General features: G+C 61.5%; 15 protein-coding genes. 1 reads left to right on the forward strand and 14 read right to left on the reverse strand.

Annotation, left to right across the window (positions count from 1 at the left end; translation table 11 throughout):
* Positions 1-82: 82 nt before the first annotated feature.
* From ACA060_RS21065 to ACA060_RS21120, 12 genes are all read right to left on the reverse strand, one after another.
* Positions 83-673 (reverse strand): nucleotidyltransferase family protein, encoded by a 591-nt coding sequence (locus ACA060_RS21065; RefSeq protein WP_497312972.1) that lies wholly within the window; start codon positions 671-673, stop codon positions 83-85.
* Positions 670-1,653 (reverse strand): XdhC family protein, encoded by a 984-nt coding sequence (locus ACA060_RS21070; protein WP_497312974.1) that lies wholly within the window; start codon positions 1,651-1,653, stop codon positions 670-672. Before ACA060_RS21070 ends, ACA060_RS21065 begins: the two co-directional genes overlap by 4 nt.
* Entirely contained in the window at positions 1,653-3,974 is a 2,322-nt protein-coding gene (locus ACA060_RS21075) for a xanthine dehydrogenase family protein molybdopterin-binding subunit (protein ID WP_497312976.1), read from the reverse strand. The genes ACA060_RS21070 and ACA060_RS21075 overlap by 1 nt, the downstream gene beginning before the upstream one ends.
* The gene (locus tag ACA060_RS21080) at positions 3,971-4,441 is read right to left on the reverse strand and encodes a (2Fe-2S)-binding protein (protein WP_109633866.1); all 471 of its coding nucleotides are present in this window, start codon (positions 4,439-4,441) and stop codon (positions 3,971-3,973) included. The genes ACA060_RS21075 and ACA060_RS21080 overlap by 4 nt, the downstream gene beginning before the upstream one ends.
* A 246-nt stretch (positions 4,442-4,687) precedes the next feature.
* Entirely contained in the window at positions 4,688-5,707 is a 1,020-nt protein-coding gene (gene murB, locus ACA060_RS21085; protein WP_497312978.1) for a UDP-N-acetylmuramate dehydrogenase, read from the reverse strand.
* Positions 5,704-6,168, reverse strand: coding sequence for a low molecular weight protein-tyrosine-phosphatase (locus ACA060_RS21090; protein WP_109633869.1), 465 nt, complete (start codon positions 6,166-6,168; stop codon positions 5,704-5,706). The genes murB and ACA060_RS21090 overlap by 4 nt, the downstream gene beginning before the upstream one ends.
* Positions 6,168-6,932 (reverse strand): 3-deoxy-manno-octulosonate cytidylyltransferase, encoded by a 765-nt coding sequence (kdsB, locus tag ACA060_RS21095; protein WP_497312980.1) that lies wholly within the window; start codon positions 6,930-6,932, stop codon positions 6,168-6,170. The genes ACA060_RS21090 and kdsB overlap by 1 nt, the downstream gene beginning before the upstream one ends.
* Entirely contained in the window at positions 6,929-7,114 is a 186-nt protein-coding gene (locus ACA060_RS21100) for a Trm112 family protein (RefSeq protein ID WP_010461887.1), read from the reverse strand. Before ACA060_RS21100 ends, kdsB begins: the two co-directional genes overlap by 4 nt.
* A 25-nt stretch (positions 7,115-7,139) precedes the next feature.
* Positions 7,140-8,150: a tetraacyldisaccharide 4'-kinase gene (gene lpxK, locus ACA060_RS21105; RefSeq protein WP_497312982.1), complete on the reverse strand. Its 1,011-nt coding sequence runs from the start codon at positions 8,148-8,150 to the stop codon at positions 7,140-7,142.
* Positions 8,150-8,581, reverse strand: coding sequence for a flagellar polar localization protein PocB (pocB, locus tag ACA060_RS21110; RefSeq protein ID WP_109633873.1), 432 nt, complete (start codon positions 8,579-8,581; stop codon positions 8,150-8,152). Before pocB ends, lpxK begins: the two co-directional genes overlap by 1 nt.
* On the reverse strand, positions 8,578-9,213 hold the full coding sequence (gene pocA / locus ACA060_RS21115; RefSeq protein WP_162556235.1) for a flagellar polar localization protein PocA: 636 nt from the start codon (positions 9,211-9,213) through the stop codon (positions 8,578-8,580). The genes pocB and pocA overlap by 4 nt, the downstream gene beginning before the upstream one ends.
* Before the next feature lie 98 nt (positions 9,214-9,311).
* Positions 9,312-11,546 (reverse strand): DNA internalization-related competence protein ComEC/Rec2, encoded by a 2,235-nt coding sequence (locus ACA060_RS21120; protein WP_497312984.1) that lies wholly within the window; start codon positions 11,544-11,546, stop codon positions 9,312-9,314.
* Between the two features lie 135 nt (positions 11,547-11,681).
* On the opposite strand from ACA060_RS21120, the gene ACA060_RS21125 reads away from it, so the two are divergent.
* Positions 11,682-12,200 carry a DUF2062 domain-containing protein gene (locus ACA060_RS21125; protein WP_497312986.1) on the forward strand — a complete coding sequence of 173 codons (519 nt, stop codon included), beginning with the start codon at positions 11,682-11,684 and terminating at the stop codon, positions 12,198-12,200.
* 71 nt (positions 12,201-12,271) lie between these two features.
* Here the strand turns inward: ACA060_RS21125 and ACA060_RS21130 are convergent, their stop codons facing one another.
* Both ACA060_RS21130 and ACA060_RS21135 read right to left on the reverse strand, forming a co-directional pair.
* On the reverse strand, positions 12,272-13,051 hold the full coding sequence (locus ACA060_RS21130; protein ID WP_010461900.1) for an ABC transporter permease: 780 nt from the start codon (positions 13,049-13,051) through the stop codon (positions 12,272-12,274).
* Entirely contained in the window at positions 13,048-13,980 is a 933-nt protein-coding gene (locus ACA060_RS21135) for an ABC transporter ATP-binding protein (protein ID WP_109633878.1), read from the reverse strand. Before ACA060_RS21135 ends, ACA060_RS21130 begins: the two co-directional genes overlap by 4 nt.
* Positions 13,981-13,989 lie beyond the last annotated feature (9 nt).

Below are 13,989 nucleotides of genomic sequence, written 5' to 3' on the forward strand. Positions count from 1 at the left end.
GCGGTTTAACATTCAACATTGATGCAAGCTGACACAACGCATTCGCGAGCAAGCCCGCTCCCACAGGGGATTCGTGCAAAGGCTACTGGAAGATCAATTTTTCTGGCACATCCACATCCCACAACACCCCGGCATCATCCACCGCCACTTCAACCACCCGGCCCTGCGCAAACAGCGGCTTGGCCCCATGATCACCCGATAACGCCATCAACCCCAGCCCAAAACTGCGACCGAATCCGACGGGATGCCCGTACTCTCCCGCATGCACCGGCACACTGACGCAATCCTCGGCAATCCCCGCCACCACCCGATCAACACTCGACGGCAAGATAAACGGCATATCCCCCAGCACAATCAACCAGCCACTAAGCTCTGGACACGCCGCCACCCCGGCCGCAATGCTGTCGCCCATCCCGGTCGACTCGATCTCCACAATCTCAAAACCATACGCCTGAGCCATGCGCATCACTTGCGGGCGATCTCCAGTAGTCACCAGCACGCGCTTCCCAAGACTGGGCGGCACATTCACCAGCACCTGTTCGATCACCGAACGAACAGCGCCATCGCGACCGGTACAGTCCGCCAGCAACTTTTCCTTATCGTCCCCCGCCACCTGCCTGAAACGGCTGCCCTGCCCCGCCGCCAGCACGATGACGCCTATGGACTCGCTCATACCACCTCCCGCAACGGCTTCTTCTGCTTGAGTTCGACGCCATTCTTGATCGCCACAATCTCGGCCAGCAGCGACAAGGCGATTTCCGCCGGACTGTGGCTGCCGATGTGCAAACCGATCGGGCCGTGCAGCCGCTCGATGGCCTGTGGTGACAAGCCTAGCTGAGCCAGGTTTTCCCGACGCTTCAGGCTGTTGACTCGTGAGCCCAGCGCACCAACATAAAACGCCTTGGAGTCGAGGGCGGTCAGCAGCGCCATGTCATCCAGGCGCGGATCGTGGGTCAGGGCGACAATCGCCGTGCGCTCGTCGGTCTGGATGGTCAGTACTGCTTCATCCGGCATGCCCGAGACGAAACGCCCGTGCTGCTCTTCCCAACCGTAGACAAATTCACTGCGCGGATCGCAGATCAGCACTTCGAAATCCAGCAGCCGTGCCATCTCGGCGACATACCGGGACAACTGCCCCGCACCGATCAGCAACAGCTGCCAACGCGGACCGTAGATGGCGCGCAACGTATTGCCATCAAAACTCAATGCATCGGTTTTGTTCGCCGCCTGCAAAACCACTTCACCGGTCGTGATATCCAGCGAGCGAGCGACGATTTCATGGTCCTCGCAGCGTGCCAGCAGCTCGGCGACCCAACCTGGATCGCCGACCCGCTCTTCGGTCAGGCGCAAGGTGCCGCCGCACGGCAAACCAAACCGTGCGGCCTCCTCACGGGTGACGCCGTAGGTGATCAACTGCACTGGCGGCCCGTCAGGTGGAATCCGCCCATCGTGCAACCGGGCAATCAAATCATCCTCGACACACCCACCGGACACCGAGCCGATCACCACGCCATCTTCTCGCAACGCCAGCATCGCGCCCGGCGCCCGGGGCGCAGTGCCCCAGGTCTGGACCACGCTGTACAACACCACCCGCTGACCGGCGCGGCGCCATTCCAGCACGCTGCGCAGGACGTTCAGATCTGCGCTGTCCATCAGGCCTGCGCCTTTTGCCAACCCTGCAGCTGATAGCGAACCGGCAAGCTACGGATACGCTGGCCGGTGGCGGCGAAGATCGCGTTGCACAGCGCTGGCGCAATTGGCGGTACGCCTGGCTCACCGACACCGCCCAACGGCACAACGCCCGGTGGCGTGACCAGATGCACCGCCACTTCCTTCGGTGCCAGCGACATGCGCGCCACTTCGTACATGTGGAAGTTGTCCTGCTGCACCTTACCGTCCTTGAAGCTGATTTCACCCACCACCGCATTGCCCAGGCCCATGACGCAGGCGCCTTCGAACTGGGCACGGATCCGCTCGGGGTTGATCTGCGGACCGCAATCCACGGCAATGTCGGCCTTGTGCACGATCAACGTGCCGTCGTCTTTGACTTCGACCTCGATCACCGCCGCCACGTAGGTGACGAAGCTGTAATGCACCGCCAGGCCCAGGCCTCGGCCCTTGGGCAACTCACGGCCCCAACCGGCAGCCTTGGCGGCAGTTTCCAGCACGGTGCGCATCCGCCCGGTGTCGATCGGATAACGCTCGGGGGATTCGCCGTAGTTCCACTCTTCACTCAAGGTGCGCGGATCGATCTGACGGTCCGGACCGAGCAATTTGATCTGGTACTTCAGTGGATCCTGCTTGGCCTTGTGCGCCAGCTCATCGACAAAACTCTGGATCGCAAAACCGTGGGGAATATTCGACACCGAGCGATACCAGCCGACCCGCGTATGGATCGCCGCTTCCGGGTTTTCCAGGCGCACGTTGGGAATCGCGTAAGCCATGTTGGTGAAGCCCATGCCCAACTCGAACGCCGCCTCATGGTTCATGCCCGGGGCGAACAGCGCGGTGATGCTAGGGGCGACGGTGCGGTGCAACCAGCCAGATGGGAGGCCGTCCTTGTCCAGGCTGGCCTTCAGGTATTCGGCCGACACGGTGTGGAAGTAGGAACAGTGGATGTCGTCTTCACGGGTCCATTGCACCCGCACCGCTTTGCCGGGGAATTCCTTGGCGAGGATCGCCGCTTCGATGATGAAGTCCGGCTTGGACTTGCGACCGAAACCGCCGCCCAGCAAGGTGACATTGAACGTGACCTTATCGAACGCAATACCGAGGCGTTCGCCAATCCGTTCGCGGGTGACTTGTGGCGCCTGACTCGGTGCCCAGGCCTCGCACACACCGTCCTTGAAGCGGGCGATGGCGACCATCGGCTCCATCGGCGCCTGCGTCAGGTGCGGCAGGTAATACGAGGCTTCGAGGGTGCTGTTGGCGCCTTTCATGGCGTCGTCGATGTTGCCGGTATTGCGCACCACTTTGCCGGGTTTGAGGGACGCGGCTTCCAGTTCTTTGCGGTAGGCGATCGAGTCGTAACTGGCATTGGGGCCATCATCCCACTCGATTTTCAGCGCTTCGCGACCCTTGATCGCGGCCCAGGTATTGCTGGCCACCACGGCCACGCCACCCAATGGCTGGAATTCGGACGGCAGCGGACGACCTTCGATCTGAATGACCTTGATCACGCCCGGGACTTTCAGCGCAGCGCTGGAGTCGACGGATTTGACCGTGCCGCCATAAACCGCCGGACGCGCAATCACGGCGTAGAGCATGCCGTCAAAATGCACATCGGCCCCGTAAATGGCGCGGCCGTTGACGATGTCGGCACCGTCGATCGCCTTCGTGCCTTCCTTGCCGATGTAGCGAAACTCCGACGGCTGCTTGAGCCGCAGGCTGTCACGGGCCGGCACTGCCAGCGCACCCGCAGCGGCGGCCAGGGCGCCATAGCCCAGTTCGCGACCGGTCGGTTGGTGCACCACTTTATGCAACTGCGCATGGCACTCGCTGACTGGCACCTTCCACTGTTCAGCCGCCGCTTGTTCAAGCATGGTTCGCGCAGCCGCACCGCAACGACGCATCGGCTCGTACCAGTGACGCATGCTGCGCGAACCGTCGGTGTCCTGATTGCCGAAGCGGACTTCGTCGCCGGGCGCCTGTTGCACTTTCATCATGGCCCAGTCGGCGTCCAGTTCATCGGCCACCACCATGGTCAGGCTGGTGCGTACGCCCTGGCCCATTTCCGAACGGTTGCAGACCACCGTTACCATGCCGTCAGCGGCGATGCTGATGTAAACCTTCGGATCATCGATCCAGCCATTGGGCATGCCGTCGGCGCCGAACTTTTTCTCTTTTTCTTCGGCGAAAGCGTCTTGCCAGCCCCAGCTCGCCACTAAAACTAACGCACTGGTCGCACCGACCCCTTTCAGGAAGCCGCGGCGGCTGAGGTTGCTCAGCGCAAAGTCATTCGGTAACTGGCTCATGCCTTGGCCTCCTTCAGGTGAGTGGATGCCTGGTGGATGGCGGTCTTGATGCGGTTATAGGTGCCGCAACGGCAAATGTTGCCGACCATCGCCTCTTCGATCTGGGCGTCGCTGGGATTCGGGTTGGTCTTGAGCAGCGCGGTCGCCGACATGATCTGCCCGCCCTGGCAGAAACCGCATTGCGCCACGGCCGCGTCGAGCCAGGCTTGTTGCACGACTTGCCCGACCGGGTCGGCGTGCAGGTTATCGATGGTGGTGACGTTCTGGCCGACCACCGAGCCGATCGGCGTGATGCAACTGCGCGCCGGAGCGCCTTCGATATGAATGGTGCAGGCGCCACACAGGCCCATGCCGCAGCCGAATTTGGTGCCGTTGTAACCGGCCACGTCACGGATTGCCCAGAGCAGCGGCATATCCTCGGTGACATCGAGTTGATGGTCTTGACCATTGAGCTTCAGGGTAATCATGGGCACGCCCGCATATTTCTGGAGGTTATGGGGTCGAGCAATCTGCCGCGCGGGGTTCGCGGTTGGCTTCACGCAGATCGGCTCAGGCTAATGAGGCTCTCTTACACGGACGGAAACGTCTGCATCGGGCCTTTGGTGGAGCAAATGCTTGCATCGTTAGGTGGCTAAGTTAACCCAGCATTAACAAAAAAGCCCTGCACAGTTGAAGATGTGCAGGGCTTTGAGATCGGTCAATAAAGCGTAGCTTCAATACCGATTCGGCTCCATTTCCAGGTCTACTTTGAAACGTTCGGAAATGTCTTTCTGGATGTGCTGCGCCAGGTTCAGCAATTGCAGGCCGGTGGCACTGCCGTAGTTGACCAGTACCAGCGCCTGCAACTTATGCACGCCGGCATCGCCGTCACGAAAGCCTTTCCAGCCGGCCCGCTCGATCAACCAGCCCGCCGCCAGTTTCATCTGCCCATCGGGTTGCGCGTAGGCCACCAGGTCCGGGTATTGGCTTTTCAGCTGTGCGACCAGCGCGGCCGGCACCAGAGGGTTCTTGAAGAAGCTGCCGGCATTGCCGAGTACCGCCGGGTCCGGGAGCTTTTCGTTGCGAATGCTGCAAATCGCCTGGCTGACATCGGTGGCGGTCGGGTGATCGATACCTTGCTCGGTCAGGCGCTGGCGAACCGGGCCGTATTCCAGGTGCAGGTGTGCGGCGCGGTCCAGAGTGAAACGCACGCGCAGGATCAACCAGCGCCCCGGTTCCTGTTTGAACAGGCTGTCACGGTAGGCGAAGTTGCATTCTTCCAGGGTGAAATCCCGCAGCTCGCCGGTCTGGCGATCCAGCGCGGTCAGGCCGGCGAACACGTCCTTGATCTCGACGCCATAGGCGCCGATGTTCTGCATCGGTGCCGCGCCCACGGTGCCGGGAATCAGGCTGAGGTTCTCCAGCCCCGACAACCCCTGCGCCAGGGTGTGCTGCACGAAAGGATGCCAAGGCTCGCCGGCCTCGGCTTCGATCACGACCTTGCTGCCGTCATCGCTCAGGATCCGAATCCCGTGAGTGGCCATGCGCAGCACCAGCGCCTGGATATCAGCCGTCAGCAGCAAGTTGCTGCCGCCACCGATCACCAGCAATGGCACGTCATGGGCCGACGCATACGCCAGGGCTTCTCGCACATCGGCGTCGCTGTGGGCCTCGGCAAACAACCGGGCCTGAACGTCGACACCAAAGCTATTGAACGGCTTGAGCGAAACCCGGGGTTGAACCTGCAAACTCATAACCGTCCCTTCAATTCGATCACCAGCCGATCGCTGGCGCGCTCGATCAAGTCCAGTACTTGCTCGAAACCCTGGTCGCCGTCGTAATACGGGTCCGGCACTTCATCGACGTCCGACTCGTAGCGACGCAGGAACAAGTCCAGCTCGGCCTTGCCCTTGGCCGGTTGCAGAGCCTTGAGGTTGCGCAGGTTGCTGTTGTCCATCGCCAGAATCAGGTCGTAAGTGGCGAAATCGGCGCGGGTCACTTGCTGGGCGCGCTGGGCGGACAGGTCATATCCACGCAGCTTCGCGGCGGCCTGACTGCGTTTGTCCGGGGCCTTGCCGACATGCCAGTCGCCGGTCCCGGCGGAGGCGACCTCGATGTGATCGGCCAGCCCCGCTTCGCGCAATTTATGCCGCAGCACGCCTTCGGCCGTCGGAGAACGGCAGATGTTGCCCAGGCAGACGAACAGAACGCGCATCAGGCCTCCAGCAGGCGACGAACGCGCTCAAGGTCTTCGACGGTGTCGACACCGGTGGGCGGTGCGATCAGTGCGTCGGCGACGTGAATCCGCACGCCATGCCACAAAGCACGCAGCTGCTCCAGGGATTCGGTATTTTCCAGCCAGCACGGGCCCCAGCTGACGAAGTCATGAAGGAAACCGGCGCGGTAGGCATAAATGCCAATGTGGCGGCGGTACGGCACGCCTTCCGGCACTTGCTCGCGGCTTTTGGCAAACGCGTCCCGGGCCCACGGCAAGGTAGCGCGACTGAAGGTCAGCGCCAGGCCATTGAGGTCGCTGACGACCTTGACCACGTTGGGGTTGAACAGGGTTTCGACGTCTTCGATCGGCTCGGCCAGGGTGGCCATGCGCGCTTCGGTGTGGGCGGCCAGGTTGGCCGCGACCTGATCGATCACGCTCGGCGGGATCAGCGGTTCGTCGCCCTGGACGTTGACCACGATGGCATCGGCGGCCAGGCCCAGTTTTGCGGCGACTTCCGCCAGCCGATCGGTGCCGGAATTGTGATCTTCGCGAGTCAGCACCACTTCGGCGCCAAACGAATTGCACGCCTCAACGATGCGCGCGTCATCAGTGGCGACCACGACACGCTCGGCACTGCTTTTGCTCGCCTGTTCCCAGACGTGCTGGATCATCGGCTTGCCGGCGATCAGCAGCAGCGGTTTGCCCGGCAGACGGGTGGAGGCATAACGCGATGGAATGACAACAGTAAAGGCTGTGGTCATTTATCCAGACGCTCGTCGGTGGTCAGGGTGCGGGCTTCGGTTTCGAGCATCACCGGGATGCCGTCGCGAATCGGGTAAGCCAGGCCGGCGCCCTTGCTGATCAGCTCGGTCTTGTCGGCGCTGAGCTTGAGCGGGCCTTTGGTGACCGGGCAAGCGAGGATATCGAGCAATTTGGTGTCCATGAGCATTCCCTGGATTAGAACGGAGTTAAGGCAAAAGACGAGCCGGCAACAGGCGCATCAGCTGCGTATCGAACCAGGCCACGAAGGCCGGCGATGGCGCAGCATCGACCGCCAGGTACCACCAATCGGCGGCGGCGAAGGCACGGCACTTCACCGCGTCCTTTTCGGTCATCACCAACGGCAATGACGGTGTGAAATTCAAGGCCTGCACGCTGTATTCGGCGTGGTCGGCAAACGCATGCGGCACTGGCTTCCAGTGTAGCGTTTCGAGGGTCGTGAAGAAACGCTGCGGATTGCCGATCCCGGCCACGGCGTGCAACGCCTGGCCTGCGGGGAAGTGGTCGAGGGGACGACGTTCATCGCTTTGCAGGTTGATCAGTTCGGTGGGTTGCAACTGGAAGGCAAAACCGTCTTCGCGATCATTGGTGGCGCCGTTGTACAGCACCGCGTCGACGCTTTGCAGGCGTTCGATCGGTTCACGCAAGGGGCCGGCCGGCAGGCAGCGTTTGTTGCCCAGGCCTCGGGCGGCATCGATCAGCACCAGCTCCAGGTCTCGGGCCAGCCGGTAATGCTGCATGCCGTCATCGGACAGGATGAGGTCCAGCGGCTCGCTCGCCAGCAGCGCTTTGACGGCGCTGCTGCGATCCGGGTCGATCATCAGCGGCACGCCGGTGCGCTGGACGATCAATAGCGGTTCGTCGCCAGCAATGTCGGCGCTCTGATCCGGCTCGACGCGCCACGGTAATTGCGGCGGTTTGGCGCCGTAACCCCGGCTGACCACGCCGACCCGCAAGCCGCTGCGCTGGCAGTGCTGGATCATCCACAGGATCAGCGGTGTCTTGCCGGTGCCGCCGACGGTGATGTTGCCGACCACGATCAGCGGCACAGGTGGCTGGTAGATCTCGCCCTCGCCCGCCAGAAAGCGCTTGCGCTTGTTCATGACCACGCGTCGATACAGCCACTCCAGTGGCTGCAACAGCTTCAGGGCCGGATGACCTTGGTACCACGCGGCGAGCAAGCGATCAGACATGGCCATCAGGGCGCGGGCGGTGCCGCTTCGACCGTGGTCATGCGCAAGTGGCTGAAACCCAGCTTGCCAGCGGCGTCCATGGCGGTGATGACCGACTGATGCTGGGTCTTGCCATCAGCGCTGATAGACAGCGGCAAATTGGTGTCGCCATTGGATTCTTTCTGTAACGCGTCCATCAACGTGGCCAGGTCGTTCTTCGGCAATACCTGATTGTTCACCGAGAACGCGCCTTCGGCACTGATGGCCACGTCCAGGTGTTTGACCTGCTGGTCTTCGGCAGGTGAACCGCTGACCGCTTCCGGCAGATCGACGCGCAACTGGGTTTCACGGGTAAACGTAGTGGTGACCACGAAAAACAGCAGCAGGATAAACACCACGTCGATCAGCGACGCGAGGTTGATGTCTACCGTTTCCCGCGGTTTGCGGCGGAATTTCACGCTTTGCCCTCGGCCAGGTCCACATCACGGTCGCCCTGCACCACTTCGACCAGTTTGATCGCTTCCTGCTCCATGCCCACCACCAGCTCATCGATCCGGCGTTGCAGGAATCGGTGAAAAAACACTGCCGGGATACCGACCATCAGGCCGGCGGCCGTGGTGATCAGCGCCTTGGAGATACCGCCCGCCAACACCGCGGCATTGGTGCCCATGCCCGTGCCCATGAACGCGCTGAAAATATCGATCATGCCCAGCACCGTACCCAGCAAGCCCAACAACGGGGCCATCGCGGCGATGGTGCCCAGCGCATTGATGTAGCGCTCGAGTTCATGAATCACCCGCGCGGCGGCTTCTTCGATGCACTCTTTCATGATCTCGCGACCATGCTTGGAGTTGGCAAGGCCCGCCGCCAGGATTTCGCCCAACGGTGAGTTGGCGCGCAGCTCCTTGAGTTTTTCTTTATTGAGCTGCTTGTCCTTGATCCACACCCAGACCTGCCCGAGCAAATGCTCCGGGGTCACACGGCTGGCTCGCAGGGTCCAGAGACGCTCGGCGACAATCGCCATGGCCGCGATGGAACTCAAAATGATCGGCAGCATCATCCAGCCGCCGGATTTGACCAATTCCCACACAGTGACAGTCCCCTCGAAAAAGTGCGCCACTCTAACATAGGGGTCGGATGCACCGAAGACTGTGATGTCGCATCCGGTCGGGCTTTCATAACTTGCGGTTATGGGCCGGACAGTGGCGGATCACGCCAGAAATGCCGTTCCAGACGCATCGTCCATGGCGGCTTGAACCGTCCCAGTTGCAGACGAATGGCGCCATGCGCGGCGCTGTCGTAGATCGCCATCCCGCGCTTTTGATAACGCGCTATGACCGTGGGATGCGGGTGACCAAAGGAATTGCCCTGGCCGCGGGAAATCAGTACAGCCGTGGGTTGCAACGCGGTGAGCAGCGCCATCGAAGAGGAACTGCGGCTGCCGTGGTGCGGCGATTGCAGCCAATCGGTCGGCACGGCGAGCGGACTGTCGAGCAACGCCCGTTCGGCAGCGGTGTCGATGTCGCCGGTCAACAGCAATCGCTCGCCATTGGCTTCGATCTGCAAAACACAGGATTTTTGATTGCTGTCGTGGGCGGATGTCCATTGCCAGAGCTGGAAGTTCACACCGTCCCAGTTCCATCGCCGGCCGCTTTCACAGCCCTCGGCGTGCAATTCGGCTGGCAGCGCTTCGGGATCGCCGCTCAGGACCCGCGCCACCGGCAATCCGTAGGCGACCGCGCGTGCACCGCCGGCATGATCGGCGTCAGCGTGACTGATGAGCATCAGGTCGATCCCGGCCACGCCCAGTTTGCGCAATGTCGGCAGGACCACTCGCTCTCCAAGGTCGAAATCTCCGAAACGCGGCCCGGTGTCATACAGCAATGTGTGATGGCGGGTGCGCACGAGAATGGCCAGGCCCTGGCCGACGTCCAGTTGCCAGACGTCCGCGACGCCTTCGGCAAGCATCGGGCGAGGTGGAAAAGCCAGCAACAACAGCAGCGGCCAACCCAATGGGCGCAACGGCACACCGCTGGGCAGTAATAGAAGAAAGGCCCCCAACATGCCGAGCGCCCAAATCCACACCGGCACCGCGACCGGGACCCAGGCGGGCAATCGTCCGGCCATCAATGCCAGCCCCTTGAACAAAAGGTCGACCAGACCGCCCGCCAGCCATAGCAATCCCTCGCCCACATAAGGCAGCGGCAATAACAACGTCCCGAGCAAGGCTGGCGGCAATACCACCAGACTGACCCAGGGCACCGCCAGCAAATTGGCCACCGGCCCGCTGACGCTGATCGGCAACCCGAGGATCAATAGCAACGGGCACAGTCCGATCGCAATCAGCCATTGCGCCCGGGTCCAGGTTTGCCACCAGCGCCAGGGGCCCAGCCGCCCACCAAAGGAGAAGATCAACACCGCCACCGCCGCGAAGGACAACCAGAACCCCGGCTGCAGGCTCGCCAGCGGGTCGAGCACTAAAACGCCGTTGAGCGCCAGCAACAGCGGCCACCAGGCGCCGAGGTGATGAAACCGCAGCCGCCACAACAGCACCAGACCGATCATCACGCAGGCCCGCCGCACCGGCACCTCGAAACCGGCCAGCAACCCGTAACCCAGCGCGGCAGCAAACGCCAATCCGCAGGCCCATGGCAACCAGGGCAAACGGCTCGGCCACAGACCATAGCGGGCCAGCCCGGCGATCAGCAGATACACCAGCCCCGCCAGCAGCCCGATGTGCTGCCCGGAAATCACCAATAGATGCACGGTGCCGGTGTCTTGCAGCACCTGCCAATCCTCTCGGCTCAGCCCGCCGCCGTCGCCCAATACCAAGGCTGTCAGCGCCCCCGTCCGGCCTTGGGCATCGACGGCTTGCAAGCGTTGGCGAATGCTGTCGCGCCAGGCCCATTGGGCGGAGGCAAGCCGCTGGCCATCCTTGACCGTCCCGGTAGCGCCGATGCGTTGCGCCAACAGCCAGGCGTCGTAGTCGAAGGCATGCGGATTGAGCAGCCCGGCAGGACGCTTCAATTTGACCGCCAGTCGCCAGCGTTCGCCACTGTTGACGGGCGGTCCGTCATACCAGGCAAGACGTAGGTGCCGGGGCAGCCGGGTGCTTCGGGACTGACTGTCGGTCAGCTCGAAGCGCACCACACCTTCGGCATTCTGCGGCAGGCCCGTCACCCGACCTTCGACCCAACGAGTCTCTCCGTCGAGCTTCAGCGGCAGGCGATCATCCAGCGCCCATTGCGCACTTGCGCACGCCCAACTGAAACCGAACAGGAAGAACGCCAACGGGTAAGTCCGAAACGGCAGCAGCATCAAACCCACAACCGGCAGCAACATCCATAACCAGACCGGCGGTAAAACCGGTAAAAACCGCAGGGCCAGCAGACCCAACGCCAGCGCCATCATCCCTGTGCGCATACGCCCGTCCTTGAGAGTCCCACCCTAGGCATAGCTGCCCGAACGCACGCGCACGGTTATTAATTGTCACAAAGTCTGAATGGGCGATTCATGGAATCCAGACATACTTGCCGCCTTAACCGACCGAGAAGCCTTATGCCCCGGCGCTTATTCAAACGTTACATGCCAGACCCGACCAGCATCAGGGAGCACAAATCCTTACGCTTTCTCGGCACCCTGCTGCATGACCCGAACCTCTGGCACCTCAACCGTCATTCCGTCGCACGGGCCATGGCGGTGGGTCTGTTCGCGGCTTTCCTGCCCATTCCGTTGCAGATGCTGGTCGCGGCCATTCTGGCAATTGTGGTGCGGGGCAACATGCCCATTGCCGTCAGCCTGGTCTGGCTGACCAATCCGATCACCATGCCTGCAGTGTTCTTCTGCACTTATCAGACTGGGGCGTGGTTGATGGATGTGCCAGCCAGGCATTTGCCGGACGAGCTGACCTGGGAGTGGATCAGCGGCGAGCTGTCTACTCTGTGGCAGCCATTTCTGTTGGGATCGGTGGTGACGGGTCTGGTGCTGGGCGCCCTCGCCTATTGCCTGGTGATGATGTATTGGCGCTGGTGGGTGAGCCGGCAGTGGAAACGGCGCAAGAAAAACCGGATGCAGTAAATGCAAAACGGCCTCCAATTATGGAGGCCGTTTTTTTGTGGTGTCTGGGCTGACGCCTTCGCGGTCTTACTTTAGGTACGCATCCCGCGCCCACTGACCAGCAGCCGCGCACAACCGATGTACAAAACCACGGTCGCCACCAGCATGAAGGTAATCGCCACGCTGATCCTGATGTCCGAAACGCCAAGAATGCCGTAGCGGAAGGCGTTGACCATGTGCAGCACCGGGTTCGCCAGGGACACGGTCTGCCAGAACGGCGGCAGCAAGCTGATCGAGTAGAACACCCCGCCCAGGTACGTCAGCGGTGTTAGCACGAAAGTCGGGATGATCGAGATGTCATCGAAGTTGCGTGCAAACACGGCGTTGATGAAGCCCAGCAGCGAGAAGATCGTCGCCGTCAGCACCACCACCAGAATGGTCACTCCCAGGTGATGCACCTGCAACTCGGTGAAGAACAGTGACAGCAGGGTCACGATGAGCCCGACCATCAAGCCGCGCAGCACGCCGCCCAAGGTGTAACCGATCAAAATCGTATGGGGTGACACCGGCGACACCATCAATTCCTCGATGGAACGCTGGAACTTGCTGCCGAAGAAACTCGACACCACGTTGCCGTAGGAGTTGGTGATCACCGACATCATGATCAGGCCCGGCACGATGTATTCCATATAGGTGAAGCCACCCATGTCACCGATCTGCCGGCCGATCAGGTTACCGAAGATCACGAAGTACAGGACCATGGTGATTGCCGGCGGCAGCAGGGTCTGCGGCCAGATCCGGGTAAAGCGCTTCACCTCGCGGTAAACGATAGTGTTGAGGGCAACGAGGTTGGGTTGCAGCTCGGAACTCATACCGCCACCTTCGACAGATTTTTCTCCACCAGGGACACGAACAACTCCTCAAGGCGATTGGTTTTGTTACGCAGGCTCAGCACTTCGATGTTCTGCTGCGCCAACTGGGTGAACAGCGCGGTGATGCCCATGGCCTTGTCGACCTGAACTTCGAGGGTGTGGCTGTCGAGCAGCTTGGTCGGGTAACCGAGCAACTGCGGCGCAACGCTCAGCGTGTTCTTGAGGTCGAGCAGAAAGGTTTCCACATGCAGCTGGCCGAGCAGCTGTTTCATGCTGGTGTTCTCGACAATGGTGCCGTGGTCGATGATCCCGATGTTGCGGCACAACTGCTCAGCCTCTTCCAGGTAGTGGGTGGTGAGGATGATGGTGATGCCTTTCTGGTTCAGCTCGGTGAGGAAGGTCCACATCGAGCGACGCAGTTCGATATCAACACCCGCGGTCGGTTCGTCGAGGATCAGCAAGCGCGGTTCGTGAACCAGTGCGCGGGCGATCATCAAGCGCCGCTTCATGCCGCCGGACAGCGAACGCGACGGCACATCGCGCTTGTCCCACAGCCCGAGCTGGGTCAGATACTGTTCGGCGCGCTCCTTGGCGATCTTCGGCGGGATGCCGTAGTAACCGGCCTGGGTCACGACGATGTCGAAGGTTTTTTCGAACTGGTTGAAGTTGAATTCCTGGGGCACCACGCCGATGGAGCGCTTGAGCTGCGCAGGATTCTTGTCCAGGTCGTGACCGAAGATATTCACGGTGCCGCTGGTCTTGTTCACCAGGGTCGAGAGAATGCCGATGGTCGTGGATTTGCCGGCACCGTTAGGGCCGAGCAAGGCGAAAAAGTCACCTTCGGCGACGTCCAGATCGATACCACTCAAGGCCTGGAAACCGTTGCCGTAGGTTTTGGTTAACTGCCGGATGGACAGAGCGGAACTCATATCGGATTT

This window comes from Pseudomonas sp. LBUM1671 (assembly GCF_059695685.1).

Excerpts from the sequence above, each read along its gene's own strand:
- murB (WP_497312978.1), bottom strand. The coding sequence starts at position 5,707 with ATGAGTTTGCAGGTTCAACCCCGGGTTTCGCTCAAGCCGTTCAATAGC.
- ACA060_RS21075 (WP_497312976.1), bottom strand. The coding sequence starts at position 3,974 with ATGAGCCAGTTACCGAATGACTTTGCGCTGAGCAACCTCAGCCGCCGC.
- lpxK (WP_497312982.1), bottom strand. The coding sequence starts at position 8,150 with ATGGCCATGTCTGATCGCTTGCTCGCCGCGTGGTACCAAGGTCATCCG.
- ACA060_RS21070 (WP_497312974.1), bottom strand. The coding sequence starts at position 1,653 with ATGGACAGCGCAGATCTGAACGTCCTGCGCAGCGTGCTGGAATGGCGC.
- ACA060_RS21120 (WP_497312984.1), bottom strand. The coding sequence starts at position 11,546 with ATGCGCACAGGGATGATGGCGCTGGCGTTGGGTCTGCTGGCCCTGCGG.
- ACA060_RS21080 (WP_109633866.1), bottom strand. The coding sequence starts at position 4,441 with ATGATTACCCTGAAGCTCAATGGTCAAGACCATCAACTCGATGTCACC.
- ACA060_RS21065 (WP_497312972.1), bottom strand. The coding sequence starts at position 673 with ATGAGCGAGTCCATAGGCGTCATCGTGCTGGCGGCGGGGCAGGGCAGC.
- ACA060_RS21100 (WP_010461887.1), bottom strand. The coding sequence starts at position 7,114 with ATGGACACCAAATTGCTCGATATCCTCGCTTGCCCGGTCACCAAAGGC.
- ACA060_RS21090 (WP_109633869.1), bottom strand. The coding sequence starts at position 6,168 with ATGCGCGTTCTGTTCGTCTGCCTGGGCAACATCTGCCGTTCTCCGACG.
- kdsB (WP_497312980.1), bottom strand. The coding sequence starts at position 6,932 with ATGACCACAGCCTTTACTGTTGTCATTCCATCGCGTTATGCCTCCACC.
- ACA060_RS21125 (WP_497312986.1), top strand. The coding sequence starts at position 11,682 with ATGCCCCGGCGCTTATTCAAACGTTACATGCCAGACCCGACCAGCATC.
- ACA060_RS21130 (WP_010461900.1), bottom strand. The coding sequence starts at position 13,051 with ATGAGTTCCGAGCTGCAACCCAACCTCGTTGCCCTCAACACTATCGTT.
- ACA060_RS21135 (WP_109633878.1), bottom strand. The coding sequence starts at position 13,980 with ATGAGTTCCGCTCTGTCCATCCGGCAGTTAACCAAAACCTACGGCAAC.